Source organism: Burkholderia sp. BCC0044, assembly GCF_902832955.1.
Taxonomy (GTDB): Bacteria; Pseudomonadota; Gammaproteobacteria; order Burkholderiales; family Burkholderiaceae; genus Burkholderia.
In genome coordinates, this window is record NZ_CADFDO010000001.1 from 1,463,798 (window position 1) to 1,489,808 (window position 26,011).

General features: G+C 66.9%; 22 protein-coding genes. 16 read left to right on the forward strand and 6 right to left on the reverse strand.

Features of this window, described 5'->3' with window-relative positions; translation table 11 throughout:
• Nucleotides 1–32 precede the first annotated feature (32 nt).
• Nucleotides 33–2,342, reverse strand: coding sequence for a DNA translocase FtsK (locus HWX14_RS06575; RefSeq protein ID WP_175882013.1), 2,310 nt, complete (start codon nucleotides 2,340–2,342; stop codon nucleotides 33–35).
• Between the two features lie 384 nt (nucleotides 2,343–2,726).
• Here HWX14_RS06575 and trxB point away from each other — a divergent pair, with 384 nt between their 5' ends.
• The 3 genes from trxB to HWX14_RS06590 all read left to right on the forward strand — a co-directional run bounded on the left by trxB (nucleotide 2,727) and on the right by HWX14_RS06590 (nucleotide 5,218).
• Nucleotides 2,727–3,689: a thioredoxin-disulfide reductase gene (trxB, locus tag HWX14_RS06580; protein ID WP_059836859.1), complete on the forward strand. Its 963-nt coding sequence runs from the start codon at nucleotides 2,727–2,729 to the stop codon at nucleotides 3,687–3,689.
• A 139-nt stretch (nucleotides 3,690–3,828) separates the two neighbouring features.
• A complete protein-coding gene (locus HWX14_RS06585) occupies nucleotides 3,829–4,608 on the forward strand; it encodes a Smr/MutS family protein (RefSeq protein ID WP_089466878.1) in 780 nt (259 codons plus the stop codon).
• On the forward strand, nucleotides 4,595–5,218 hold the full coding sequence (locus tag HWX14_RS06590; protein ID WP_011544829.1) for a trimeric intracellular cation channel family protein: 624 nt from the start codon (nucleotides 4,595–4,597) through the stop codon (nucleotides 5,216–5,218). The genes HWX14_RS06585 and HWX14_RS06590 overlap by 14 nt, the downstream gene beginning before the upstream one ends.
• A gap of 92 nt (nucleotides 5,219–5,310) precedes the next feature.
• On the opposite strand, the gene ugpC is transcribed toward HWX14_RS06590, so the two are convergent.
• From ugpC to HWX14_RS06610, 4 genes are all read right to left on the reverse strand, one after another.
• Complete coding sequence (gene ugpC / locus HWX14_RS06595) at nucleotides 5,311–6,429, reverse strand: sn-glycerol-3-phosphate ABC transporter ATP-binding protein UgpC (protein WP_175882014.1); 1,119 nt, start codon at nucleotides 6,427–6,429, stop codon at nucleotides 5,311–5,313.
• A 112-nt stretch (nucleotides 6,430–6,541) separates the two neighbouring features.
• Nucleotides 6,542–7,399, reverse strand: a complete 858-nt coding sequence (locus tag HWX14_RS06600; protein ID WP_006476648.1) for a carbohydrate ABC transporter permease — start codon at nucleotides 7,397–7,399, stop codon at nucleotides 6,542–6,544.
• Nucleotides 7,389–8,327 carry a sugar ABC transporter permease gene (locus tag HWX14_RS06605; RefSeq protein WP_011544827.1) on the reverse strand — a complete coding sequence of 313 codons (939 nt, stop codon included), beginning with the start codon at nucleotides 8,325–8,327 and terminating at the stop codon, nucleotides 7,389–7,391. Before HWX14_RS06605 ends, HWX14_RS06600 begins: the two co-directional genes overlap by 11 nt.
• Before the next feature lie 138 nt (nucleotides 8,328–8,465).
• On the reverse strand, nucleotides 8,466–9,713 hold the full coding sequence (locus tag HWX14_RS06610) for an ABC transporter substrate-binding protein (protein WP_175882015.1): 1,248 nt from the start codon (nucleotides 9,711–9,713) through the stop codon (nucleotides 8,466–8,468).
• Nucleotides 9,714–10,144: 431 nt separating this feature from the next.
• Between HWX14_RS06610 and zwf the strand changes: the two genes are divergently transcribed.
• The 5 genes from zwf to HWX14_RS06635 all read left to right on the forward strand — a co-directional run bounded on the left by zwf (nucleotide 10,145) and on the right by HWX14_RS06635 (nucleotide 15,518).
• Nucleotides 10,145–11,614: a glucose-6-phosphate dehydrogenase gene (zwf, locus tag HWX14_RS06615; RefSeq protein WP_175882016.1), complete on the forward strand. Its 1,470-nt coding sequence runs from the start codon at nucleotides 10,145–10,147 to the stop codon at nucleotides 11,612–11,614.
• 88 nt (nucleotides 11,615–11,702) lie between these two features.
• Nucleotides 11,703–12,383 (forward strand): 6-phosphogluconolactonase, encoded by a 681-nt coding sequence (gene pgl / locus HWX14_RS06620; protein ID WP_175882017.1) that lies wholly within the window; start codon nucleotides 11,703–11,705, stop codon nucleotides 12,381–12,383.
• Nucleotides 12,361–14,289 carry a bifunctional transcriptional regulator/glucokinase gene (locus tag HWX14_RS06625; protein ID WP_175882018.1) on the forward strand — a complete coding sequence of 643 codons (1,929 nt, stop codon included), beginning with the start codon at nucleotides 12,361–12,363 and terminating at the stop codon, nucleotides 14,287–14,289. The genes pgl and HWX14_RS06625 overlap by 23 nt, the downstream gene beginning before the upstream one ends.
• Before the next feature lie 337 nt (nucleotides 14,290–14,626).
• Complete coding sequence (locus HWX14_RS06630) at nucleotides 14,627–14,983, forward strand: DUF1493 family protein (RefSeq protein ID WP_175882019.1); 357 nt, start codon at nucleotides 14,627–14,629, stop codon at nucleotides 14,981–14,983.
• A 73-nt stretch (nucleotides 14,984–15,056) separates the two neighbouring features.
• Nucleotides 15,057–15,518, forward strand: a complete 462-nt coding sequence (locus HWX14_RS06635; protein WP_175882020.1) for a type VI secretion system amidase immunity protein Tai4 — start codon at nucleotides 15,057–15,059, stop codon at nucleotides 15,516–15,518.
• 137 nt (nucleotides 15,519–15,655) lie between these two features.
• Here the strand turns inward: HWX14_RS06635 and HWX14_RS06640 are convergent, their stop codons facing one another.
• The gene (locus HWX14_RS06640) at nucleotides 15,656–16,873 is read right to left on the reverse strand and encodes a Bcr/CflA family multidrug efflux MFS transporter (RefSeq protein ID WP_175882021.1); all 1,218 of its coding nucleotides are present in this window, start codon (nucleotides 16,871–16,873) and stop codon (nucleotides 15,656–15,658) included.
• Between the two features lie 249 nt (nucleotides 16,874–17,122).
• Here HWX14_RS06640 and HWX14_RS06645 point away from each other — a divergent pair, with 249 nt between their 5' ends.
• The 8 genes from HWX14_RS06645 (at nucleotide 17,123) to HWX14_RS06680 (ending at nucleotide 25,758) form a co-directional block, all read left to right on the forward strand.
• The gene (locus tag HWX14_RS06645) at nucleotides 17,123–17,575 is read left to right on the forward strand and encodes a hypothetical protein (RefSeq protein WP_012328082.1); all 453 of its coding nucleotides are present in this window, start codon (nucleotides 17,123–17,125) and stop codon (nucleotides 17,573–17,575) included.
• A 180-nt stretch (nucleotides 17,576–17,755) separates the two neighbouring features.
• On the forward strand, nucleotides 17,756–19,039 hold the full coding sequence (gene hemL / locus HWX14_RS06650) for a glutamate-1-semialdehyde 2,1-aminomutase (protein WP_175882022.1): 1,284 nt from the start codon (nucleotides 17,756–17,758) through the stop codon (nucleotides 19,037–19,039).
• A gap of 15 nt (nucleotides 19,040–19,054) precedes the next feature.
• Nucleotides 19,055–20,176 (forward strand): bifunctional diaminohydroxyphosphoribosylaminopyrimidine deaminase/5-amino-6-(5-phosphoribosylamino)uracil reductase RibD, encoded by a 1,122-nt coding sequence (ribD, locus tag HWX14_RS06655; protein WP_175882023.1) that lies wholly within the window; start codon nucleotides 19,055–19,057, stop codon nucleotides 20,174–20,176.
• Between the two features lie 14 nt (nucleotides 20,177–20,190).
• A complete protein-coding gene (locus tag HWX14_RS06660) occupies nucleotides 20,191–20,820 on the forward strand; it encodes a riboflavin synthase (protein ID WP_175882024.1) in 630 nt (209 codons plus the stop codon).
• Between the two features lie 105 nt (nucleotides 20,821–20,925).
• A complete protein-coding gene (locus HWX14_RS06665; RefSeq protein WP_175882025.1) occupies nucleotides 20,926–21,621 on the forward strand; it encodes a TetR/AcrR family transcriptional regulator in 696 nt (231 codons plus the stop codon).
• A gap of 298 nt (nucleotides 21,622–21,919) precedes the next feature.
• Nucleotides 21,920–22,984, forward strand: coding sequence for a porin (locus tag HWX14_RS06670; protein WP_175882026.1), 1,065 nt, complete (start codon nucleotides 21,920–21,922; stop codon nucleotides 22,982–22,984).
• Between the two features lie 82 nt (nucleotides 22,985–23,066).
• Nucleotides 23,067–23,459: a BON domain-containing protein gene (locus HWX14_RS06675; RefSeq protein WP_244130167.1), complete on the forward strand. Its 393-nt coding sequence runs from the start codon at nucleotides 23,067–23,069 to the stop codon at nucleotides 23,457–23,459.
• 181 nt (nucleotides 23,460–23,640) lie between these two features.
• Complete coding sequence (locus tag HWX14_RS06680) at nucleotides 23,641–25,758, forward strand: family 20 glycosylhydrolase (RefSeq protein ID WP_175882027.1); 2,118 nt, start codon at nucleotides 23,641–23,643, stop codon at nucleotides 25,756–25,758.
• Nucleotides 25,759–26,011: the final 253 nt, after the last annotated feature.

Below are 26,011 nucleotides of genomic sequence, written 5' to 3' on the forward strand. Positions count from 1 at the left end.
CCTGGGTGGCCGGCGCTGCGGGCGCCGCGGACTCATTCCGCGTCGCGCGCCGGCACAAGAATTTCGCGGTTGCCGCTCGACGACATCGCCGACACGAGCCCCGATTGCTCCATCTGCTCGAGCAGCCGCGCCGCGCGGTTGTAGCCGATCCGCAGATGGCGCTGCACGAGCGAGATCGACGCGCGGCGGTTCTTGATGACGATCTCGACCGCCTGGTCGTACAGCGGATCAGACTCGCCGCCGCCTTCGCCGGTTCCCGCGCCGGCCGAGCCCTCGTCGCCGTCGGCGGTGCCGCCTTCGAGCAGGCCCTCGACGTAGTTCGGTTCGCCCTGCTCCTTGAGCTTCTCGACGACGCGATGCACTTCGTCGTCGGCGACGAACGCACCGTGCACGCGCACGGGCAGCCCCGAGCCGGGCGGCAGGTACAGCATGTCGCCCATGCCGAGCAGCGACTCGGCGCCCATCTGGTCGAGAATCGTGCGCGAGTCGATCTTCGACGACACCTGGAACGCGATCCGCGTCGGCACGTTCGCCTTGATCAGGCCGGTGATCACGTCGACCGACGGACGCTGCGTCGCAAGGATCAGGTGGATGCCGGCCGCGCGCGCCTTCTGCGCAATCCGCGCGATCAGCTCCTCGACCTTCTTGCCGACGACCATCATCAGGTCGGCCAGCTCGTCGATCACGACGACGATGTTCGGCAGGCGGCCGAGCGGCTCCGGATCGTCCGGCGTCAGGCTGAACGGGTTCGGGATCTTCTCCTCGCGCTTCGCCGCGTCGTCGATCTTGTTGTTGTAGCCGGCGAGGTTGCGCACGCCGAGCTTGCTCATCAGCTTGTAGCGGCGCTCCATCTCCGCGACCGTCCAGTTCAGCGCATGGCCGGCCTGGCGCATGTCGGTGACGACCGGACACAGCAGGTGCGGAATGCCTTCGTAGACGCTCATTTCGAGCATCTTCGGATCGATCAGGATCAGGCGCACCTGGTCAGCCGTGGCCTTGTACAGCAGCGACAGGATCATCGCGTTGATCCCGACCGACTTGCCCGAACCGGTCGTGCCGGCCACCAGCAAGTGCGGCATCTTCGCGAGATCCGCGCACACCGGCTTGCCGCCGATGTCCTTGCCGAGGCTCAGCGTCAGCGCCGACGACGCGGCCGCATACACCTCGGAGCCGATGATCTCCGACAGGTGCACCGTCTGGCGACGCTGGTTCGGCAGTTCGAGCGCCATGTAGTTCTTGCCGGGAATCGTCTCGACCACGCGGATCGACACGAGCGACAGCGACCGCGCGAGATCCTTCGCGAGGTTGACGATCTGGCTGCCCTTCACGCCGGTGGCCGGCTCGATCTCGTAGCGCGTGACGACCGGGCCCGGATATGCGGCGACGACGCTCGCCTCGACGCCGAAGTCCTTCAGCTTCTTCTCGATCAGGCGCGACGTGAATTCGAGCGTATCGGCGGAAATCGCTTCCTGCGTCTTCGGCGCGGGGTCGAGCAGCGACACCGGCGGCAGCGTCGAATCGCCGGGCAGGTCGGTGAACAGCGGCACCTGGCGCTCGCGTTCGACGCGCTCGGACTTCGCGGGCGTGACGACCGGCGGCACGATCGTCACCGGCTCGTGATCCTCGATGCGCACGCGCTCCTCTTCGACCTTGCCTTCGCGGCGCACCGCCGCGGCCTCGCCGAGCTTGCGGTCGCGCTCGGCCTCGCGGCGCAGTTTCGCGACGTTCACGGCGGACAGGATCGCGCCGCCGACGCGCTCGGCGACCGACAGCCACGAGAAGCGGAAATACAGCGACAGGCCGATCGCGAGCGCGATCAGCAGCAGCAGCGTGCCGCCCGTGAAGCCGAACGCATGCGACATCGCACCGGCGACGGCCTCGCCGACGACGCCGCCCGGCGCGCGCGGCAACTGCACCTTCAGCGACCACATGCGCAGCGCCTCGATGCCGTCGCACGCGAGCACGACCAGCACGAACGCGAAGATTTCGGTGAGCCAGCCGATCGGCCGCTCCGGTTCGTCGGAAATCGCGTCGTGGCGGGTGATGCGGCGGTAGTTGACGGCGATGCGCCGGCCGAGCGGCACGATCAGCCAGTAGGCGGACAAGCCGAACAGCAGCAGGATGATGTCGGCCGTCCACGCGCCGACGCGGCCGGCCCAGTTCGAGATGTGATCGACCTGGGCGGCGTGCGTCCAGCTCGGATCGCGCCGGCTGTAGCTCAGCAGGGCCATCACCAGAAAGGCGCAGAGCGCGACCTGGAGAATCCAGCGGATCTCCGTGAGGAGCTTCGACATCCGGTGCGGCAACGCCTGTGCCTGGGCGGAATAAGGAGCTTTTGCCATGAATCCGTATAAAGAGGACGGGCCGTGCGCCCGCCTGTCGTTCGATCGCGCTTATTGTAAACGCTGCACCGGGCCGCCAAGTGTAAATGACGGTTACATCACGAGGACGGGGGCCGAAGCGGCGCCGCCGACGGCCGCTGGCCGGCCGGATGGCCGCCCCTGCGGCGATGCGCCGCCGCCAGGCGCGCTCCCGCCTGCCCGCCGCGCCGTACGGACCGCGCGCCGCGAAACGCTATCGCGACGATTGAAACTCTCGTTCGGCAGCGCAGCAACGGGGCCTTTATAATGCGCGTCTGATACCCATCTATGACGGCATCCCGGTCAACCCGGACCGTCCGGCGAGCCTTATCCCGCCCGCCGCAGCCGCCTTTTACGGATTCGCACATGTCCACGCCCAAACACGCCAAAGTCCTGATTCTCGGTTCCGGCCCCGCCGGCTACACGGCTGCCGTCTACGCGGCACGCGCCAACCTGTCCCCGGTGCTGATCACCGGCATCGCGCAGGGCGGCCAGCTGATGACCACGACCGACGTCGAAAACTGGCCGGCGGACGCGAAGGGCGTGCAAGGCCCGGAACTGATGGCGCGCTTCCAGGAGCACGCCGAGCGCTTCAACACCGAAATCGTGTTCGACCACATCCACACCGCGAAACTGCACGAGCAGCCGATCCGCCTGATCGGCGACTCGGGCGAATACACGTGCGATTCGCTGATCATCGCGACCGGCGCATCCGCGCAGTATCTCGGCCTGCCGTCCGAGGAAGCGTTCATGGGCAAGGGCGTGTCGGCCTGCGCGACCTGCGACGGCTTCTTCTACCGCAACCAGGAAGTCGCGGTGATCGGCGGCGGCAACACGGCCGTCGAGGAAGCGCTCTACCTGACCGGCATCGCGAAGAAGGTCACGGTGATCCACCGCCGCGACAAGTTCCGCGCGGAGCCGATCCTGATCGACCGCCTGCTGGAAAAGCAAAAGGAAGGCGTCGTCGACATCAAGTGGGATCACGTGCTCGATGAAGTGACGGGCGAGGAATCGGGGGTCACGGGCCTGCGCATCAAGAACGTGAAGACCGGCGCGACGGAAGACCTGCACGTGCAGGGCGTGTTCGTCGCGATCGGCCACAAGCCGAACACCGACCTGTTCCAGGGCCAGCTGGAGATGAAGGACGGCTACATCCTGACGAAGAGCGGCCTGCAAGGCAACGCGACGTCGACGAGCGTGCCGGGCGTGTTCGCCGCGGGCGACGTGCAGGACAACGTGTACCGCCAGGCGATCACGAGCGCGGGCACGGGCTGCATGGCCGCGCTCGACGCGCAGCGCTACCTCGAAAGCCTGCACGACAAGAAGTAAGCCGCGGACGAGCCTTGCCGCGCCGGGCGCTACAATGGCGTCCGCTGCCGCGAAGCGGGCTCGACCGGAAAGCCGCTGCCGCCGCGCAGCGGCTTTTTTTTGCCCGCGCGCCCGAACGCGCCTGCCCCGTTACCGAATCATGGCGAAGAACCAGCCCCATCCGAGCGATCCCGCCAAGCGGAAGATCGCTGCCCGTCCCGTGACCCCGGCGCCCGCCGCGCCGCCGCCCGCGCCCGACGCGGCCGCGTTGCGCGGCCAGGGCCTCGCGGGCCTTGGCGCATTGCGCAAGTCGCTGCAAGGCGAAGCCGATCGTCGCGAGCGAGCGCGCATCGAAACCGCGCAGGCCGAGCGCAAGGCGGAAGCCGACGCGAACCTGTTCCGCAACGAAATCGGCACGATCCGGCCGCTGAACGCGCCGCCGCGCGCGTCGTCGGGCCGCATGCCGCCCGACCCGGTGCCAAAACAGACGCAGCGCGACGAGGAAGCCGTGCTGAACGCGACGCTGTCCGACGAATTCGATCCCGAGACGCTGCTCGACAGCGACGACTCGCTCTATTACCACCGCCCCGGCATCAGCCGCGACGTCGTGCGCAAGCTGAGGAGCGGCGCGTGGATCGTGCAGGCGCAGATCGATCTGCACGGCATGCGGCGCGACGAAGCCCGCGATGCACTCGCCGAATTCATTCGCGAAGCCGGCAAGAAAGGGCTGCGCTGCCTGCGCGTGATCCACGGCAAGGGGCTCGGCTCGATCGGCAAGGAACCGGTGCTGAAGGGCAAGGTGCGCGCATGGCTCGTGCAGAAGGAAGAAGTGATCGCATTCTGCGAGGCGCGCGGCCACGACGGCGGCGCGGGCGCGGTGCTCGTGCTGCTGCAGCCGCACGCGGCGCCGGCCGACCGGGGGCCGCGTGCCGCATCCTAGGCTGACGCTCGCGATCGCGATACTGGAGGCGATTGCCACGCTGGCCTTCGCGATTTCGGGGTTCATCGAGGCGCGCAAGAACCGCCTCGACTCGGTCGGCACGTTCGTCGTCGCGCTCGCGACCGCGTTCGGCGGCGGCACGCTGCGCGACATCCTGCTCGAGCGCCGGCCGTTCTACTGGGTCGTGCACGACGACTACGTGATCGCGATCTTCGTGCTCGCCTTGTTCGCGCCGTTCGTGCTGCGGATGCTGTCGCGGCTGTCGGCCGAACGGCTGCTGCTGATCGCCGATGCGATCGGGCTCGGCATCTTCAGCATCTCGGGCACGTCGATCGCGCTCGACGCCGAGATGCCGCGCTTCATCGCGGTGATGATGGGCGTGATCACCGGCGTGGTCGGCGGGATCGTCCGCGACGTGCTGTGCAACGACATCCCGCTGATCCTGCGCGATTCGCGGCCGTACGCGACCTGCGCGTTCGTCGGCTGCTGGTTCTACCTGCTGCTCGTGTGGCTGCAGTTCGACTCGGTGTACAGCGTACTGCTCGCGACCGGCTTCATCCTCGTCGCGCGGCTCGCGACGTTCAAGTTCGACGTGCGATTGCCGCATTGACCGGCGCATCCGCGGACGCGCCAGCCGCATCGCCGAAACGAAAAAGGGGCCGTTCAAAACGGCCCCTTCCTTCATTCAGCGCGAACGCCGCGTCACGCGATCCGCTCTTCCGACGCCGGATCGAACAGCACGGCTTTCGACACGTCGAACAGCAGCGACTGCGTCTGCCCCGGCTGCGGGTTCGCGGCCGGATGCACGCGGCTCACGATCCGCTTGCCGTTCACCTGCGCGAACACGTGCGTGTCCGGCCCGGTCGGCTCGGTCACGTCGACGCGCACGTCGATCGGCTGCAGGTTCGACGCCTCGCCGTTGTGCGCATTGCGCGCGTCGGTGATGCGCTCCGGGCGCAGCCCGAGGATCACCTCGCGGCCGACGTGCGACTTCAGCTTCGCCGCGTCGAACGGCAGGTTCAGCGCGCTGCGCGCGAGACCCGTGTCGATTTCGAGCGCGATCCCGCTGCCCTGCTCGACCAGCTTGCCATTGATGAAGTTCATCGGCGGCGCGCCGATGAAGCCCGCGACGAACAGGTTCGACGGCGAATCGTAGATCTCCTGCGGCGCGCCGAACTGCTGGACCACGCCGTCCTTCATCACCGCGATCCGGTCGCCGAGCGTCATCGCCTCGATCTGGTCGTGCGTCACGTAGACGATCGTCGTGCCGAGGCGCTGGTGCAGCAGCTTGATTTCCGCGCGCATCTCGATGCGCAGCTTCGCGTCGAGGTTCGACAGCGGTTCGTCGAACAGGAACAGCGACGGATCGCGTGCGAGCGCGCGGCCCATCGCGACGCGCTGGCGCTGGCCGCCCGACAGCTGGCCGGGCTTCCGGTCGAGCAGATGCTGAATCTGCAGCATCGACGACACGCGGTCGACGATCTGCTGCTGTTCGCTCTTCGGCACCTTGCGGATGTTCAGGCCGAACGAGATGTTCTCGCGCACCGTCATCGACGGATACAGCGCGTACGACTGGAACACCATCGCGATGTCGCGATCCTTCGGCGACAGGTTGTTGACGACCTTGCCGTCGATGCAGATCTCGCCGCTCGTGACCGTCTCGAGCCCGGCGATCATGTTGAGCAGCGTCGATTTCCCGCAGCCCGAGCCGCCGACCAGGATCAGGAACTGTCCGTCCTCGATCTCGATGTCGACACCCTTCAGGACCGGCACCCCGTTCGGGTAGGTCTTGTACACGTCACGGATGGAAAGGCTTGCCATGCTGTGAATCCTCTGTCTCGTCTCGCGCGGCGCACTCGGGCGCCGCGTCGGGTTCGTTTCGATGCGCCGCGCGTGGTGCGCGGCCGGTTCGTCGTATCGGATAAAGCCGCGCTTACCCCTTCACCGCGCCCGCCGTCAGCCCGCGCACGAAGTAGCGGCCGGCGACGATGTAGACGAGCAGCGTCGGCAGCGCGGCGATGATCGCGCCGGCCATGTCGACGTTGTATTCCTTCACGCCCGTCGACGTGTTGACGAGGTTGTTCAGCGCCACCGTGATCGGCATCGAGTCGACGCCGGAGAACACGATCCCGAACAGGAAGTCGTTCCAGATCTGCGTGAACTGCCAGATCAGGCACACCATGAAGATCGGCAGCGACACGGGCAGCAGGATCTTCGTGAAGATCGTGAAAAAGCCGGCGCCGTCGATGCGCGCGGCCTTCACGAGTTCGGCCGGCACGCTCACGTAGAAGTTGCGGAAGAACATCGTCGTGAACGCGATGCCGTACACGACGTGCACGAACACGAGGCCCGGAATCGTGTTCGCGAGGCCGAGCATCCCCTGCAGGCGCGCCATCGGCAGCAGGATCACCTGGAACGGGATGAAGCAGCCGACCAGCATCATCGTGAACAGCGCGTCCGCGCCGCGAAAGCGCCAGTGCGTGAGCACGTAGCCGTTGAACGCGCCGATCAGCGACGAGATCAGCACGGCCGGGATCACCATCTGCAGCGAGTTCAGGAAGAACGGCTTCATCCCGTCGCAGCGCACGCCGGTACAGGCGCCGCTCCACGCCTTCACCCACGGGTCGACGGTCCACGAGGTGGGCGGCGTCAGCAGGTTGCCGGTGCGCAACTGGTCGAGATCCTTGAACGACGTCGACAGCATCACGTAGATCGGGAACAGGAAATACAGCGCGAACAGGATCAGTGCCGCATAGATCACTGCCCGGCTGATCGTCATCTTAGGCTGCATTGCGGGTGCTCCTCGATTCCATATACATCAGCGGCACCAGCACCGCGACCACGGTCGCGAGCATCATCACCGAGGACGCCGCGCCGAGCCCGAGCTGGCCGCGGTTGAACGAAAACGTGTACATGAACATGGCCGGCAGCGACGACGACGTGCCCGGGCCGCCCGCCGTCAGCGCGACGACGAGGTCGAAGGTCTTGATCGTGATGTGGCAGAGGATCAGCAGCACCGAGAAGAACACCGGGCGCATGCTCGGGATCACGATCTTGCGGTAGATGGTCGGCAGCGTCGCGCCGTCGACCTGCGCGGCCTTGAAGATTTCGCCGTCGACACCGCGCAACCCCGCGAGGAACAGCGCCATCACGAAGCCGGTCGACTGCCACACGGCCGCGATCACCACGCAGAAGATCGCCTTGTCCGGATCGTCGAGCCAGCCGAACGAGAAGCTCGTCCAGCCCCAGTCGTGCATCACCTTCTCGAGGCCGAGGCCCGGGTTCAGGATCCACTGCCACGCGGTGCCGGTCACGATGAACGACAGCGCCATCGGGTACAGGAAGATCGCGCGCAGCGCGCCTTCGTTGCGGATCCGCTGGTCGAGCAGGATCGCGAGGAACAGGCCGAGCCCGACGCAGATCGCGATGAACGGAATCCCGAACCAGCCGAGGTTCGCGGCGGAGGTCCACCACACGTCGTTCTGGAACAGGTCCGTGTAACGGCCGAAGCCGTCGAATTCGTAGTTGGGCAACAGCCGCGAGCGGGTCAGCGACAGATAGCCGGTAATCAGGATGAAGCCGTAGATGAACACCACGGCGATCGCGACGCTCGGCGCGAGCACGAGCTTCGGGATCCAGCGATCGGCGAAGGCCGACATCGGCGACGTACGCCGTGCGGCGGCAGCGCCGGATCCGTTTCCGCTAAGAGGGGCAGCCACTTGATTCGACTCCTGGAACGAGGGCGACGCAGGCCGGGCCGGCGCCGGGTACGGCACGGGCCCGCGGGCGAGCCCGTTTGCTGCACATGCAAAAACGCCCGGCCGACGAAGCGTATCCGGCCGGGCGCCTGGCGCGCGTTACTTGACCTTCGCGGCCTTCGCGAGCGCGGCGACCGCGCTCTTCGAATCCTGCTGCGAGTTCATGAACTTCGTCACGACGTCGGTGATCGCGCCGGCGGTCGCGTCGCCTTGCGCCATCCCGTGCGCGAGCGACGGCACGAAGCCGCCCGACTTGATCGCGGTCTGCTCGTCGGCATACGACTTCTTCGCGCAATCGTCGAACTTGTCCATCTTCACGCCGAGACGCACCGGCACCGAGCCCTTCAGCAGGCTGAACTGCTCCTGGAACGCCGGCGTCATGATCGTCTTCGCGAGCGCGAGCTGGCCCGGCGTCGCGTTCTTCTCGCCCTTCTGCTGGAAGAACACGAACGAATCGACGTTGAACGTGTACGAATTCGCGGTGCCCGGCACCGGCGCGCAGATGTAGTCCTTGCCCGCCTTCTTGCCGGCGTTCTCGAACTCGCCCTTCGCCCAGTCGCCCATGAACTGCATGCCGGCCTTGCCGTTGATGACCATCGCGGTCGCGAGGTTCCAGTCGCGGCCGTTACGGCCCGTGTCGAAGTAGCCCTGGATCTTGCGCACCGTGTCGAACACCGACAGCATCTGCGGCGACGTCAGCGTCGCCTGGTCGAGGTCGACCAGCGCCTTCTTGTAGAACGCCGGGCCCTGCGACAGCACCACGTCTTCCCACAGCGTCAGGTCCTGCCACGGCTGGCCGCCCATCGCGACCGGCTGGATGCCGGCGGCCTTCAGCTTGTCGGCCACCGCGAAGAATTCGGGCCAGGTGGTCGGCACCTTCGCGCCGACCTTGTCGAGCGCGGCCTTGTTGATGTACAGCCAGTTGACGCGGTGCACCGAGAACGGCGCGGCGACGGTATGGCCCTTGTACTTGATGATCTTGTCGATTTCAGGCGGCAGGTTCTGCTTCCAGTCGCCGGCGGCCGAATCGATGTTGACGAGCACGCCCTGGTCGGCCCAGTCCTGGATCAGCGGGCCCTTGATCTGCGCGGCGGACGGAGAATCGCCGCTGATCACCTTGGTCTTCAGCGCGGTCATCGCCGCGGCGCCGGCGCCGCCCGCGACCGCGAAGTCCTTCCACACGTAGCCCTGCTTCTGCAGGTCGTCCTTCAGCACGCCGACGGCCTTCGACTCGCCGCCCGAGGTCCACCAGTGCAGCACGGTTACGTTCTCGGCTGCCTGCGCCGCCACGGCGCCAGCCATCAGGCCTGCGGCGCAGAGCGCGCCCATGATCGAGCGAACTTTCATTACTTATCTCCTCCAGACTGAATCAACTCGTGAGGTTCCCTGACCGGGAACCGGCTTCTTGATAACGACGGGGAAATCGAGCCGCGGGACGCATGCAGCGTACGGGGCCGATGACCGGCCGGGCTCTTACAGAAAGCGTGAATCGAGATTCAACGGCGTGTCTCCTCTTTGTGTTTCTGGCCCGCCGCGATGATGCGACGCGAGCCCGGGGCCGACGGCGCGCCAACGATGCGCGCCGCCAATGTCCGATAACATTCGGCACAAGGCGCTCCCGGAGGCGAAGCTCGCGCAGTTCATCGACCGCGCTTCTTTTTTTCTTCACCCAGGTGCTACCCCTTGCGGCGGATTGTAGTTAAACTACAATTCAGTGTCAAAAATATTTTTATCGCACTACGGATCGCTTCCGGGCACCCCCAACACGGCGGAGACACATGCATACCGATTCCAGCTTTACCTTCGTACTTTTCGGCGGCACCGGCGATTTGTCGATGCGCAAGATCCTGCCCGCGCTGTTCGAAGCGCACCGCGCGAACATGCTGGCGGCGAGCGGCCGGATCGTCGCCGTGGCGCGACACGAATCGGATCGGGCGGCCTATCTCGAATGGGTCGACACGCACGTGAAGCCGCATGCGGCGAAGGCGGCCGGCAACGCATTCGACGACGCGGCATGGAAGTCGTTTCTCGACCGCATCGAATACGTGAAGCTCGATCTCGGCCGCGCGGAGGACTACGTCGTGCTGCGCGACGCGGTCGCATCGCTGCCCGGCATCCGCGTGTTCTATCTCGCGACGGGCCCGTCGCTGTTCGTGCCGATCTGCAAGGCGCTCGCGTCGGTCGGCCTGAACGAAGACGCGCGCATCGTGCTCGAGAAGCCGCTCGGCTACGACCTGAAATCGTCGAACGCGATCAACGACGCGGTCGGCGAGATCTTCGCGGAAGGCCAGATCTACCGGATCGACCACTACCTCGGCAAGGAGCCGGTACAGAACCTGCTCGCGCTGCGCTTCGGCAATGCGCTGTTCGAGCCGCTGTGGCGCCGCGAATGGGTCGAGAGCATCCAGATCACGATCGCCGAGGAACTCGGCGTCGAGGCGCGCGGCGATTTCTACGACAATACGGGCGCGCTGCGCGACATGGTGCAGAACCACCTGCTGCAGCTGCTGTCGATCGTCGCGATGGAGCCGCCGCACTCGATGGATTCCGACTCGGTGCGCGACGAGAAGCTGCGCGTGCTGCGCGCGCTGAAGCCGATCGATCCGCGCGACATCGGCAAGGTTGCCGTGCGCGGCCAGTATCATGCGGGCGTGATCAAGGGCGCGCAGGTGCCGGCCTACGCGACCGAGCCGGGCGTGAAGCCCGACAGCCAGACCGAAACCTTCGTCGCGCTGAAGGTCGAGATCGAGAACTGGCGCTGGGCCGGCGTGCCGTTCTTCCTGCGCACCGGCAAGCGGCTGGCCGATCGCGTCGCGGAAATCGTCGTCAACTTCCGCCCGGTGCCGCACTCGGCGCTCGGGGCCTCCGCGCTGCGCGCCGGGGCGAACCGTCTCGTGATCCGGCTGCAGCCGAACGAGACGATTCGCCTGTACTGCCTCGCGAAGCAGCCGGGCGAAGGGATGAATCTCGCGAGCGTGCACCTCGACCTCGCGTTCGACCAGTTCTTCAAGGAAGGGCAGATGGAGGCGTACCAGCGCCTGCTGCTCGACGTGATCAACGGCCGGCTCGCCCTGTTCGTGCGTCGCGACGAACAGGAAGCCGCATGGCAGTGGGTCGAGCCGATCCTGAACGAATGGGCGCGCACGCTGAAGCCGCCAAAGCCGTATGCGGCGGGCACGTGGGGGCCGGCCGCGTCGAGCGCGATGCTCGCGCAGCACGACACCTGCTGGCTCGAAGAAGAAAATTGATGCAAACCGTTACCGCGTACGCCACCGTACGCGGCAACGTGCTTCACGATTCGTACGATTTGAACAGACAAAGCAGTCCGGAGGAGATGTGATCGAGATCCACGCTTTCGACACCCAGGAAGCGCAAAGCGAAGCGCTCGCGCGCGCCGTCGGCGATGCGCTGCGCGCGGCGCTCGCCGGCCCCGCGCGCCCGACGCTCGCGGTGTCCGGCGGCACCAGCCCGCGCCCGTTCCTGCACACGCTGTCGCACGCGGCGCTCGACTGGGCCGGCGTCGACGTCACGCTGGTCGACGACCGCTGGGTGCCGGACGACGACGCGGCCAGCAACGCGCAACTCGTGCGCGACACGCTGCTGCAACACGCGGCGGCCCCTGCCCGCTTCCTGCCGCTCGTCGACACGCGTGTGTCGCTCGACGCGCACGTCGCCGCGCTCAATGCGAACCCCGACTACCGCGTGCCGACCGTCGCGGTGCTCGGCATGGGCGAGGACGGTCACACCGCGTCGATCTTCGCCGACGCGCCCGAATGGGACCACGCGATCACGACGCCCGAACGCTTCGTCGCCGTGCATCCGGGCGCGGCGCCCCATGCACGCGTGAGCTATTCGCTCGATGCGCTCAAGCGCGTCGACCGGCTGTTCCTGCTGATCGCGGGCGCCCGCAAACGCGACGTGCTCGACGCCGCGGCCGCGTCGCTGCAGAAGAACGCGATTTCCCAACTGGCCAACGACAAGGGGACCCAGCTCGATGTCTACTGGTGCGCAAAGTAAGGCGGTCGTCGCGGGTCAGCATGCCGACGGCCCGCGCCTGCTCGCGGACGTCGGCGGCACCAACGCGCGCTTCGCGCTGGAAACCGGCCCGGGCGAGATCACGCAGATCCGCGTCTATCCCGGCGCCGACTATCCGACGATCACCGACGCGATCCGCAAGTATCTGAAGGACGTGAAGATCAGCCGCGTGAACCACGCGGCGATCGCGATCGCGAACCCGGTCGACGGCGACCAGGTCACGATGACCAACCACGACTGGAGCTTCTCGATCGAGGCGACGCGCCGCGCGCTCGGCTTCGACACGCTGCTCGTCGTCAACGACTTCACCGCGCTCGCGATGGCGCTGCCGGGCCTGACCGATGCGCAGCGCGTGCAGGTCGGCGGCGGCGCGCGTCGCCAGAACAGCGTGATCGGCCTGCTCGGGCCCGGTACCGGGCTCGGCGTGTCGGGGCTGATTCCGGCGGACGACCGCTGGATCGCGCTCGGCAGCGAAGGCGGTCACGCATCGTTCGCGCCGCAGGACGAGCGCGAGGATCTGGTGCTGCAATACGCGCGCAAGAAATTTCCGCACGTGTCGTTCGAACGCGTGTGCGCGGGCCCCGGCATGGAGATCATCTATCGCGCGCTCGCCGCGCGCGACAAGAAGCGCGTCGCCGCGACCATCGACACGGTGGAGATCGTCGAACGCGCGCATGCGGGCGACGCACTCGCGCTCGAGACGGTCGAATGCTTCTGCGGGATTCTCGGCGCGTTCGCAGGCAGCGTCGCGCTGACGCTCGGCGCGCTCGGCGGCGTGTACATCGGCGGCGGCGTCGCGCTGAAGCTGGGCGAACTGTTCACGCGCTCGTCGTTCCGCGCGCGCTTCGAGGCGAAGGGCCGCTTCACGCACTACCTCGAGAACATCCCGACCTACCTGATCACCGCCGAATACCCGGCGTTCCTCGGCGTATCGGCGATCCTCGCGGAACAGTTGTCGAACCGTTCCGGCGGCGCGTCGTCGGCCGTGTTCGAGCGGATCCGCCAGATGCGCGACGCGCTGACGCCGGCCGAGCGCCGCGTCGCCGATCTCGCGCTGAACCATCCGCGCTCGATCATCAACGATCCGATCGTCGACATCGCGCGCAAGGCCGACGTGAGCCAGCCGACCGTGATCCGCTTCTGCCGCTCGCTCGGCTGCCAGGGGCTGTCGGATTTCAAGCTGAAGCTCGCGACCGGCCTCACCGGCACGATCCCGATGAGCCACAGCCAGGTGCATCTCGGCGATACGGCCACCGACTTCGGCGCGAAGGTGCTCGACAACACGGTGTCCGCGATCCTGCAGCTGCGCGAGCACCTGAATTTCGAGCACGTCGAGAACGCGATCGAGATCCTGAACGGCGCGCGGCGCATCGAGTTCTACGGGCTCGGCAACTCGAACATCGTCGCGCAGGACGCGCACTACAAGTTCTTCCGCTTCGGGATCCCGACGATCGCGTACGGCGACCTGTACATGCAGGCCGCGTCGGCCGCGCTGCTCGGCAAGGGCGACGTGATCGTCGCGGTGTCGAAGTCGGGCCGCGCGCCCGAACTGCTGCGCGTGCTCGACGTCGCGATGCAGGCCGGCGCGAAGGTGATCGCGATCACGTCGAGCAACACGCCGCTCGCAAAGCGCGCGACCGTCGCGCTCGAGACCGATCACATCGAGATGCGCGAGTCGCAGCTGTCGATGATCTCGCGGGTCCTGCATCTGCTGATGATCGACATCCTCGCGGTCGGTGTTGCAATCCGTCGCGCGTCGACCAACGGCGAGCTGCCGGAGGCCGTCGCGCAGGCGCGGGCACGCGCGAGCGACGACGAAACGGCCGACGTGCTCGACTGGCTGAGCCACGGCGCATCGCCAGCGGCGAAGGACGTCGCGCGGGACTGACGCTTCGGCGAAACGCCGTCGATCCACGACACCCCGAACGCTGGATTCAGGCCCGGCGTTCGGGGTGTTTTGCATGTGCGGCACCAACGCGAACAACAGCGGCTCGGCAGGCATCGACGACGCCGTCTGCCGAGGGCCCGCGTGACGTCATACGTTCGTACACGCTCCTATTTTCGAACAAGTCCAATTGTCAGCAGTTGTCCTGGCTCGGTAACTTCCTTCACTCCGCGTGATGCCGCCATCCCGGTTCGACGTGAGAAATGACGCGTTTCTCACGGAAACCCGATTGGCATCGACAGCATCACGTTCATCCAGTTTGCGGAGAGGGGGTGTTCCGATGAGCCAGCTTACATGGAACGAATTTGAGGACTTTGTGAGAAAGGAGGCCGGTGTTAGTCCCAAAAAAATTCTCACAAAAAGTCATGCCATCGAGGGTGATCTGGATATCACTGGCGACGACGCGGTCGAATTTATGGAGCGCTTCTTCGATAAATTTCCAGTGCAAGTTGGAGATTTTGAGTTCAATCGCTACTTCTCAGGAGAGGGCTTTAGCTTGATTGAAGTGGCGCGGATGGTTTTCTCCAGAAAACGCCGAGAGAAATATGACAAAGTGCCACTGACTCTAGGCATGCTCTATCAGGCTATTTTGGATGGAGAGTGGAGCAATCAGCGCTTGGAAAGTCTGCCGCGTTGATTGCACCTCGCCAAATAGACCTGTTTATTTTTTAGGCGATGTGTTGGATCTGTGCCCACCTCTGGAGTCTGCCATGAGACAAAATCCGCTGGTCCGGGGTGTGATGTTTGGGATACTGGCGTTAGCGGCACAATCGGGCCATGCAACAGATGCAACGTCGTCGCCACAAGCGGGCGCTCGAACCTACGCGCAGAATTACAAGGACATGGTGCTCGCCGAATGCATCGCGACCGCTTATCGGAATGAACCGTCCGCTGCGATGGACGCGGGAAGCAGCGCCAGTGCACTCATGGATTGGACCGACTTCGATTTGGAACGGAACCCCGACGCAGGCAAATCGCTGGTCAATCGTTTTCTTGCACGCGACTATCGCAATCCGATCGTCGAATCCGAAATCAAAGGCGTGCGGTTTGATTTTCTGAAATGCCTGGATCTGTATCACAGTCGGGAACTCGATGACCAAGTCAAACGGGTCGTGATCAACCCGAAGCGCAGCTATCGACTCGGCAATCGCTCGTCAGACCGTTCCAGGTGATGCGGACGCGGAAATAACCCAATGCACGACTCGCGTCGCCGGCTGACCGGGTTACATCGGCATGGTGTTCGCTAGGGTTGCCGGTGGGGCGAATATCGTCGACATACTCGCGCCCTCCGTCAGTTCCGCCGCGCCGCTCAGGCGCCCGCCTTCACCGGCCGTCCGTGCCAGCGCAGCACCAGATAGCGCCCGGCGAAACACAGCACGCCGGTGACGCCGATCGTCACGCCCATCGCGAACGGCGTGCCGTCCGCGAGCGCGCCGATCGCGACGCTCGCCAGCGCGCCGAGCGCGAGCTGCATCGCGCCGAACACGGCCGCCGACGCGCCCGCGTTGTGCGGATAGCGGTGCATCAGGTCGGTCGTGCAGTTCGCGGACAGGATCCCGACCACGCCGACGACGAAGAACAGGCACACGACGATCGACCACAGCCCGCCCAACCCGGTCAGCGCGACGAACGCGACCGCGAGCGACGCGATGCAGCTCACGAGCGACGCGGCCGCGATGATGCGCAGCGAACCGATGCGGCCGACGAGCCGCGTGTTCGCGAAGTTGCCGATCATGATCCCGACGACGTTCAGCCCGAACAGCAGCCCGTAGTGCTGCGGCGACACGTGGAAATACTCGATGTATACGAACGGCGTCGCGGTGATGTACGAGAACATCGACGCGAACGCCATCCCGCCGCACAGCATGTGCCCCCATGCGACCGGGTCGGACAGGATGCGCCCGTACGATGCGAACGACGCAAGCACCGCCGCGCTCTTGCGCCGCTCCTTCGGCCAGGTTTCGGGCACGCGCAGGTAGGCGGTCGTCGCGCATAGCGCGCCGAACACGGCCAGCACGACGAACACGCCGCGCCAGCCGGAAAAACGCAGGATCTGGCCGCCGATCAGCGGCGCGAGCAGCGGCCCGACCGCGGTGACGATCGCGACCATCGACAGCACCTTCGCCGCGTCGCTCGGCTCGTGCGCGTCGCGCGCGATCGCCCGCGCGAGCACCGACGCGGCGCCGGCGCCGAGCGCCTGCAGGAAACGCACGACGATCAGCATGTCGATCGAGCCCGACACGAAACAGCCGATGCTCGCGAGCGTGAACAGCGCGATCCCGCCGAGCAGCACGGGGCGGCGGCCCCATGTGTCGGACAGCGGGCCGTACAGCAGCATGCCGATCGAGAAGCCGGCCATGAAGCTGGTCAGCGTGCGCTGCGCGGCGCCGGGGCTCACGGAGAAGCCGGCGGCGATCGACGGCAGGCTCGGCAGGTACATGTCGGTGGCGATCGGCCCGCAGGCTGCGAGCGCACCGAGCAACAGGATCAGCCGGGCATCGGGCCGGCGCCGGACGACGTGAGACATGGGTATCCGGAATGGGAGCCCGCACGCATCGAGGCACGCGTGGCGGTGAAGACGGGAAGCCGCGCCGCAAGCGGCGCGTTCAGGCCCATGATTGTACGCGCAACTTTTTTGCCTGCCTCGGGCCGCGTGCGGCGGCGGGCGGAGATACGCCCACGCTCGTCGTGCGCCGAACGAGCGCGCGGGCGGATTCGATTAAGCTTGCTGCTGCCCGCCCCTCTTGTCTGATCAATTCGACGTACGACCGAACCGATGACCGCTTTCCTGCTGATCTGGAGCCCCAAGAAATGGCCATGGCCCGAACTGCCCGACGTCGCCGCACGCGTGAAGGCCGGCGAGGCCGTGCATGACGTGTGGGGCTGCGGCTTCGCGCGCGGCATCCTGCCGGGCGACCGCGTGTTTCTGCACCGCGTCGCGAAGGAACCGAAGGGCGTATTCGGCTCCGGCTACGTGACGCGTGCGCCGTACGAGGTGCCCGATCCGTCGACCAAGCGCGGCTACCGGCTGTGCATCGACTTCGTGTACGACTGGCTCGTCGACGCCCATCAGGACGTCGTGATTCCGCGTGACGCGCTGCGCGTGCATCCGTATTCGGTGCAGACGTGGGATGCGCAGAGCTCCGGCACGTCGATCAAGCCGATGGTCGAAGGTCCGCTCGAAAAGCGCTGGGCCGAGCTGACCGGCAAGCGCAAGCCGCCGCGATAAGCGGAAACCGGGTCGAATCGGCCCCGCCTTTCCGCCCGGGCGATCCGCTCGCGCGCCGAAAGGCCGCAGACCGCCCCGCGGGCCTGCCGCGCGTGTCTCCGGTACAATCAGACGATCGTTCCGCCCAGGCGCCGCGGCCCGTGCACAGGCCCCCGCGCCCTTCTCTCGCAGGTTTCGCTCATGTCCAACAATCAGCTCCTTTTCGAACGCGCCCAGAAGACCATTCCCGGCGGCGTCAACTCGCCGGTGCGCGCGTTCCGTTCGGTCGGCGGCACGCCGCGCTTCGTCGCGCGCGCGCAAGGCCCGTATTTCTGGGATGCCGACGGCAAGCAGTACATCGACTACATCGGCTCGTGGGGCCCGATGATCGTCGGCCACGTCCATCCGGACGTGCTGTCGGCCGTGCAGAACGTGCTCGCCGACGGCTTCTCGTTCGGCGCGCCGACCGAAGCCGAGATCGAGATCGCCGAGGAAATCTGCAAGCTCGTGCCGTCGATCGAGCAGGTGCGGATGGTGTCGAGCGGCACCGAAGCCACGATGAGCGCGCTGCGTCTCGCGCGCGGCTTCACGGGCCGCAGCCGCATCGTGAAATTCGAGGGCTGCTACCACGGCCACGCGGACAGCCTGCTGGTCAAGGCCGGCTCGGGCCTGCTGACGTTCGGCAACCCGACGTCGGCCGGCGTGCCCGCCGACATCGCGAAGCACACGACCGTCCTCGAATACAACAACGTCGCCGCGCTGGAAGAAGCGTTCGGCGCGTTCGGCGACGAGATCGCCGCGGTGATCGTCGAGCCGGTCGCCGGCAACATGAACCTCGTGCGCGGCACGCCCGAATTCCTGAACGCGCTGCGCGCGCTGTGCACGAAGCACGGCGCCGTGCTGATCTTCGACGAGGTGATGTGCGGGTTCCGCGTCGCGCTCGGCGGCGCGCAGGCGTACTACGGGATCGCGGCCGACCTCACCTGCCTCGGCAAGGTGATCGGCGGCGGGATGCCGGCCGCCGCGTTCGGCGGCCGCCGCGACATCATGGCCCACCTCGCGCCGCTCGGCGGCGTGTACCAGGCCGGCACGCTGTCGGGCAACCCGATCGCGGTCGCCGCCGGCCTGAAGACGCTGCAGCTGATCCAGGCGCCGGGCTTCTACGACGCGCTCACCGCGCAGACGAAGCGGCTCGCCGACGGCCTCGCGGCCGAAGCGCGCGCCGCCGGCGTGCCGTTCGCGGCCGACTCGATCGGCGCGATGTTCGGCCTGTACTTCGCCGAGCGCGTGCCGGGCAGCTTCGCGGAAGTCACGAAGAGCGACATCGCGCGCTTCAACCGCTTCTTCCACCTGATGCTCGACGAGGGCGTGTACTTCGCGCCGTCCGCGTACGAAGCCGGCTTCGTGTCGAGCACGCACGACGACGCGGTGATCGACGCGACGCTCGCGGCCGCGCGCCGCGCGTTCGCGGCACTCGCCGCCTGACCCGGGGCCGCGCGCATGTTCTCGGATACCGATTTCGCCCACATGCAGCGCGCGCTCGCGCTCGCCGCGCGCGGCATGTACACGACCGCGCCGAATCCGCGCGTCGGTTGCGTGATCGTCAAGGACGGCAACGTGATCGGCGAAGGCTTCACGCAGCCGGCCGGCCAGGATCACGCGGAAGTGCAGGCGCTGAAGGATGCGCGCGCGCGCGGCTACGACGTCGCGGGCTCGACCGTCTACGTGACGCTCGAACCGTGCAGCCATTTCGGCCGCACGCCGCCGTGCGCGAACGCCCTGATCGATGCGCGCGTGGCCAAGGTCGTCGCCGCGATGGAAGACCCGAACCCGCAGGTATCGGGCCGCGGCCTCGGGATGCTGCGCGACGCGGGCATCGACGTGCGCTGCGGGCTGCTCGCGCATGAAGCGGGCGAGCTGAACATCGGCTTCGTGTCGCGGATGACGCGCGGCCGCCCATGGGTGCGGATGAAGACCGCCGCATCGCTCGACGGCCGCACCGCGCTGCCCTCGGGCGAAAGCCAGTGGATCACGGGTGAAGCCGCGCGCCTCGACGGGCACGCATGGCGCGCCCGCGCGTGCGCGATCCTCACCGGCATCGGCACCGTGCGCGAGGACAATCCGCTGCTGACCGTACGCGGCATCGACACGCCGCGTCAGCCGCAACGCATCCTGGTGGACAGCCGCCTCGACCTGCCGCTCGACGCGCGGCTGCTCGAAGGCGCGCCGTTGCTGATCTTCTGCGGCCGGCTCGACGCCGCCGGCGAACTGCGCGCGAACGTGCTGAAGTCGCGCGGCGCGGAAATCGTGCCGCTCGCGAATGCGCACGGCAAGGTCGACCTGCCCGCGATGCTGGCGGCGCTCGGCGCACGCGGCGTCAACGAGCTGCACGTCGAGGCCGGCCACAAGCTGAACGGTTCGCTGCTGCGCGAGCACTGCGTCGACGAATTGCTGGTGTATCTGGCGCCGAGCCTGCTCGGCGCCGACGCGGCCGGCATGTTCGATCTCGCCGCGCCGGCCAGCCTCGATGCGCGCACGCGACTGTCGTTCCACGGTATCGAGCGAATCGGCGACGACCTGCGGATCCTCGCGCGCGTCGCGCCGCCCGACGCCTCTCACTGAACGGAATCGTCACAATGTTTACCGGAATTGTCGCGGCCGTCGGCCGCATCGAAACGATCGCCCCGCTCGGCACGTCGGCCGATGCTGGCGTGCGCCTGACCGTGCAGGCCGGCGGGCTCGACCTGGCCGATGTCGCGCTCGGCGACAGCATCGCGATCCAGGGCGCGTGCATGACGGTGATCGAAAAGACCGCCGCCACGTTCGACGTCGACGTGTCGCGCGAAAGCCTGAACCGGACGGTCGGCCTCGCGCAACCCGGCGAAGTGAACCTCGAGAAGGCGCTGCGCGCGCACGACCGCCTCGGCGGGCATATCGTGTCGGGGCATGTCGACGGCCTCGGTACCGTCACGCGCTTCGCGCCGGTCGGCGAATCGCATGAACTGCGGATCGTCGCGCCGCGCGAACTCGGCCGCTATCTCGCGTACAAGGGCTCGATCACGATCAACGGCGTCAGCCTGACCGTCAATACGGTCGACGACCGCGCGGACGGCTGCGAATTCTCGATCAACCTGATTCCGCATACGGTCGAGGTCACGACGCTGCGTCACGTGAAGGTTGGAGACAAGGTCAATCTCGAAATCGACATGATTGCGCGGTACGTGGAGCGGATGATGTCGGCGTCGCAGGGCGTGCATCAGGACTGATCGTCCCCCCGTCGCGAACGTAACGACGAGCGCTATACCCATACCAACACGCTGCGCCGGCGTCACGGGACGCAGCACAATCACCGAGACGAGACGAGACGGACGATGCCGAGCAGTCGATCCAGCGGCGACGCGGAAATCACGAGCCGGCGCTCGCAAGCCGAGCGCAGCCACGCGACGCGCGAACGCGTGATCGCCGCAACAATCGGGTTGTTACACACGGAGGGCTACGCTGGAACTACCACGCGCGCCGTCCAGAAGGCAGCAGCAGTCAGCATCGGCGCGTTGCAGCATCAGTTCCCGACCAAGGCGATGCTGATGGCGGCCGTACAGGAGCGCCTGATCGAAGAGCGCCTGAAGCACGTCAAGGCAGCCGTGCGCGATACCACGGACCGGCTTGCCCTCGTCGGGCGGTTGCTCGATGTCGCCGGTTCGCTGATCGGCACGCCGCTGTTTGCCGCCAGCATCGAAATCGACCTGGCAAGACGCAGCGACAAGGAACTGGATCAGGCCATCGCCGAAGTCCGCGATCGATCCAGCGACGCATTCATCAAGGTAACCAATACCGTCAGCGAAAGCGCCGGCGACGACGCACGCGAGCGAGTCAGGGAACTCGACCTGCTGACGGGCGCCCTCATTCGCGGGCTGACCGTGGAGGCCGTGACCGAAGGCGATCTCACCGAAGTGGCAGCGGCCTTCGGTACGTGGCGATCGATCGTCCTGCAACTGCTCGGTCATGCCGTGGCCGCGCCTACGCACACGGCCTCCGGAAACTCCGCCCCGCGCCGCCGCGCCGACTGATCGCCGTCCTGGGCCGCGCCGGGCCGTCGTGACCGGCCCGGCCCGCCGACATGTGCGCGGGCGCCCGTCAATCGGGGCGCCCCCTCGTTCGAACCTGTTCCATCCCGTCCCGCCACGAACCTTTCCTCTATTTACAAGCCATATGTATTGCTTATAGGATCGTCCGTACGGTCGAATCGCCGTGCGACACACGAGCGCAACCGGTAAAGCCATTCAATCGGCTCGCCCATCGACGCAGCGGGCCGTGTCGAACGACAAATAAAAATTAGGATTTCAAACAAAATCAGGAGACAACCACGTGAAGAAACGGTTATTGGCGATATGGCTTGCGGGGCTGCCATGTCTCGTCCATGCGCAATCCAGCATCACGCTGTTCGGCACCACCGGCGGCGGCATACGGTGGGAAAACGGCGTCAAGGGTGGAAGCCGGGTGATGTTCGACAACAACATCGTGTCCGGCAGCAACTTCGGCCTGAAAGGCCGGGAGGATCTGGGCGGCGGCGTCAACGCGATCTTCGCGATAGCCGGTTCCTTCACGCAGGGAACCGGGGCGCTGGCATCGTCCGGCACGCTGTTCTCGCAGGCGGCTTATGTCGGATTGTCGTCGAATCGCTTCGGACGGCTGACGCTCGGCCGACAATTCAACGCCAGCGAGGATCTCGCCATTCTGCTCGATCCGGCGGGCGGTCTCGGCGGCTTGACGACCGAGCCGCCGGTGCTGCTCCTCGGCAATTATTTCACGCTCGACTCGCGCTTCGACAACACGATCAAGTACATCGGCGAGGCCGGCGGCTTCCGGCTCGCCGCAAGCTATTCGCCGGGCGGCGTGGCCGGCAGCACACGGGCCGGAACCAACTTCTCGATCGCCGGGATGTACCAGTATCGCGGCGCGTCGATCGGCGCTACCTACGAGAAAACCTACAGTCCGGACGGCACGGCGAACGCGCAGACGCTACTGGCCGGCGGCTCCGCACAACTGGGCCCGGTCCGCATGTACCTGTCGAACGTGCTGTTCCGGGCGACCGCCACCGCACGCCAACCCGGCGGCGCGACGCGGCGCGACAACGTTCAACTGGTCGGCTTCACGTGGCAGGCGGCGCCGGCCATCCAGCTATCCGGCGCGTTCTACTACGACGCCGGCCGCAATCTCGGCAATGCACCGGGCGCGGACGGTCACAAGATGACGTCGTGGCTCGTCGCCGAATACTTCCTGTCGAAGCGCACCGAACTGTACGCGGAGGTGGACCGCAACGGCTTTGCCGGCGCCTACAAGAAGGACCCGGCGAACATCGGCGCGCTCAACCTGCGCCCCGGCGGCAGCGGCGTCACCGGGGTATCGATCGGCATGATCACCCGGTTCTGAGCCGGTTTCGCGCAACCACGCTTCGCCGGTGGCCGCGGTGCCGCCGGGCGTTGCAGAACTTCAAACAGGCAGGGAAAAACCGATGAAAAAACTCGCTGGAGCGGTGTTGCATCTAGCACTGGTTTCGACATGCATGACGAGTGCCGGACCGGTCGGCGCGCAGGAGGCCACCGGGCGGCCGGACGCCGCACCGAGCGTGGCGTCGCGTCCTCCGATCGAGCCGGCGTCCGGGATCGATTCGAAACAGGCACGCAAGACGGCGGACCGCCTTCTGCGCAAGCGCATCCAGGCGGCACTGGCCCGCGCGAAAGGGCTGAACGCTTCGCGAATCATCGTCCGCGTCCGCGACGGCGAGGCGACGCTGCAAGGCTCCGTCACCGATTCGCAGCAGGCGGACCTGGCGGTCGATACGGCACGGCGGGCAAGCGGCGGCGCGGTGCGCAACCAGCTTCGCATCAACGGCCAGTTGCTGTAATTGCACGACGGGCAACGACAGCCCGTCTTCCAGAATCAACGACGCCTTATCAATGATGAAATTACTCGCATCCAGGGCAGCGCGTGCCCGACACGCGCCGCCCTCTTCCGGGTTCATTCTCGGTCTTCTCTGCGCCTTCTCCTACTGCGCGCCCGCGCTCGCGCAGGCTTCGCTGCCACTGATGCCCGTACCGAAATCGCTGCAGGCGACCGACGGGTCGCTGGCCGTGCGAGGCGCCTTCGGCCTGAACTGGCGTGGTTGCGACAGCAAGCTGCTCGAGCGGGCCGGCCAACGTTTTCAGCGGGACGTCGATCGTCTCACCGGCCGCGAACCCGACGACGCGGCGGGGCCCAGTCTCGACATCCATTGCACGACCGCCGGTCCGCCCTCTGCGGCCAATGACGACAAGGAAGCGTACCGGCTCGCCATCGGCACGGACGGCGTTCAATTGCGCGCCGACGGCCCCACGGGCGTATTGCGCGGCCTGGCGACGCTGCGCCAGCTGGTCCGGACCGCCGGCCAGCAGGTGTCGCTGCCGTTGCTGACCGTCGACGACGCACCACGCTTCGCGTGGCGCGGCATCATGATCGACGTCGCGCGTCACTTCATGACGGTGCCGACACTGAAACGCCAGATCGACGCGATGGAGCTCGTCAAGCTCAACGTCCTGCATCTGCACCTGAGCGACAACGAGGCATTCAGGGTGGAAAGCCTGCGCTATCCGGCCTTGCAGAAGGCGGCCGTGGACGGACAGTACTACACGCAGGCGGAGATTCGCGACCTGATCGCGTACGCCGCCGATCGTGGCGTGAGAATCGTGCCGGAAATCGACCTGCCGGGCCACACGGGTGCGATCGTCACCGCCTATCCGGAGCTCGGCGCCGGCCGCTTCGACCGTCGCGATCCGCAATCGGTGATGAACGTCGCGCTCGATCCGTCGAACGAGCACACCTATCGATTCGCGGATCGACTGCTCGGCGAGATCGCCAACCTGTTTCCCGACCGCTACCTGCACATCGGCGGCGACGAACTGGGGCCGAAAGCATGGTCGGACAACCCGGCCATTCTCGCGTTTGCGCGCGAAAGACAGCTGGCGGCGCCGAAAGCGCTCGAGGCGTATTTCCAGTCCCGGATTCGCGACATCGCCCGCAAGCACGGCAAGAAGACGATCGGCTGGGACGAAGTCGCCGATTTGCCGGACTACGGCGACACCGTGATCCAGACATGGCGCACGTCGAACGGCATTTCGAAGGTCGCGAAATCGGGCGGCAACGTGATCGTGTCGTCGGGCTACTATCTCAACAACCTGGTGCCGGCCAGCGCCTACTACAACGTGGATCCGACCGACCCCGAAGCATTCGGCATCACGGCGCAGGAAGCCGACATGGCGCGCAAGACCAGCCAGCGCGCGCGCCACGTGGTGGACGGTTTCATCGTCGGGCCGCAGCCGCCGCTGACGGCCGAGCAAAAGCGCCTCGTACTCGGCGGCGTGGCGGCGCTATGGAGCGAACAGGTGACCGACGAAACGGTCGATGCGAGACTCTGGCCCGCTTCCGCCGCGCTCGCCGAGCGCTTCTGGTCGCAACCCGACGTGCACGACATCGATGCCATGTACGAACGCCTGTTCGCCACGCAAAACGAGTTGCGATTGCTGGGACTGCAGGACCGCGCCAATCGCGAGCGCATGGTGGCGCGGCTGGCGCCCGAGCGGGCCGGCGCCGTGGAGACGTTGCTCGACACCGTTCGCCCGGTGCAGTTCATCGGCCACGATCGCGCCAAGCGCGCCGCGCTCGCCGGCAAGCCGGCCGGCGAACAGCAGACGGCGACAGGGCTGGCCGACGCGGCGGCGATCGACAACCCGGTCGCGCATCGCTTTCTCGCGGACGTGCAGCGCCTGGTGAACGGCGACCGTTCGCGCGCGGCGCCGCTCGGCGCGCAACTGCGGATCTGGCTGGATAACGAGACGCTGTATCGGGATGCCGCCGTCGGACGGCCCGAACTGGAAGCGGCGTTGTCGGTTTCGGCCGACCTCGCGGAAATGGCGCGCGGCGGGCTGGCCGCGCTCGCGTCGCTCCGCAGCGGACAACCGCTGTCCGCGGACGTCACGGCGCACACGGTCGCGGTGCTCGACCGCGCGGCGGCTGCCAGGCAGGCTTCGTCGACGTACCTGCGCTCGGCGATGATGGCGCAACCGCCGGCCGACCTGATCATCACGATCGAGCCCGGTATCCGCGCGCTCGTCAACGCCGCGATGTCGGCCGGTGGAACCGGCGGCGCGGACAAAACCCACCAGGACTGACCGGCATCCGCCTGCGGCCTGCCGCCGGCGGGCTCGCCCGTCAGGCGGCCGGCCGCGCATCGCGATCCGGCTGCCACGCCGCTTTCCCGCCGCCATCCCCAACGCATCGCCTCCACCGACATGGGCGCTCGATCGCTGCCGCCCTGGCCCCGCCGCCATGCCCGGTGTTGCACCGCCGGGGCCAGGGTCCGGAAAGCGTGCCGATCGGCCGATGCGCACCTGGCCTGATGGCCAACGACGCGCACGGGTCATG

Coding starts and splice junctions, on each gene's coding strand:
- HWX14_RS06575 (WP_175882013.1), bottom strand. CDS start 2,342: ATGGCAAAAGCTCCTTATTCCGCCCAGGCACAGGCGTTGCCGCACCGG.
- trxB (WP_059836859.1), top strand. CDS start 2,727: ATGTCCACGCCCAAACACGCCAAAGTCCTGATTCTCGGTTCCGGCCCC.
- HWX14_RS06585 (WP_089466878.1), top strand. CDS start 3,829: ATGGCGAAGAACCAGCCCCATCCGAGCGATCCCGCCAAGCGGAAGATC.
- ugpC (WP_175882014.1), bottom strand. CDS start 6,429: ATGGCAAGCCTTTCCATCCGTGACGTGTACAAGACCTACCCGAACGGG.
- HWX14_RS06600 (WP_006476648.1), bottom strand. CDS start 7,399: ATGCAGCCTAAGATGACGATCAGCCGGGCAGTGATCTATGCGGCACTG.
- HWX14_RS06610 (WP_175882015.1), bottom strand. CDS start 9,713: ATGAAAGTTCGCTCGATCATGGGCGCGCTCTGCGCCGCAGGCCTGATG.
- zwf (WP_175882016.1), top strand. CDS start 10,145: ATGCATACCGATTCCAGCTTTACCTTCGTACTTTTCGGCGGCACCGGC.
- HWX14_RS06625 (WP_175882018.1), top strand. CDS start 12,361: ATGTCTACTGGTGCGCAAAGTAAGGCGGTCGTCGCGGGTCAGCATGCC.
- HWX14_RS06630 (WP_175882019.1), top strand. CDS start 14,627: ATGAGCCAGCTTACATGGAACGAATTTGAGGACTTTGTGAGAAAGGAG.
- HWX14_RS06635 (WP_175882020.1), top strand. CDS start 15,057: ATGAGACAAAATCCGCTGGTCCGGGGTGTGATGTTTGGGATACTGGCG.
- HWX14_RS06640 (WP_175882021.1), bottom strand. CDS start 16,873: ATGTCTCACGTCGTCCGGCGCCGGCCCGATGCCCGGCTGATCCTGTTG.
- HWX14_RS06645 (WP_012328082.1), top strand. CDS start 17,123: ATGACCGCTTTCCTGCTGATCTGGAGCCCCAAGAAATGGCCATGGCCC.
- hemL (WP_175882022.1), top strand. CDS start 17,756: ATGTCCAACAATCAGCTCCTTTTCGAACGCGCCCAGAAGACCATTCCC.
- ribD (WP_175882023.1), top strand. CDS start 19,055: ATGTTCTCGGATACCGATTTCGCCCACATGCAGCGCGCGCTCGCGCTC.
- HWX14_RS06660 (WP_175882024.1), top strand. CDS start 20,191: ATGTTTACCGGAATTGTCGCGGCCGTCGGCCGCATCGAAACGATCGCC.
- HWX14_RS06665 (WP_175882025.1), top strand. CDS start 20,926: ATGCCGAGCAGTCGATCCAGCGGCGACGCGGAAATCACGAGCCGGCGC.
- HWX14_RS06675 (WP_244130167.1), top strand. CDS start 23,067: ATGAAAAAACTCGCTGGAGCGGTGTTGCATCTAGCACTGGTTTCGACA.
- HWX14_RS06680 (WP_175882027.1), top strand. CDS start 23,641: ATGCCCGTACCGAAATCGCTGCAGGCGACCGACGGGTCGCTGGCCGTG.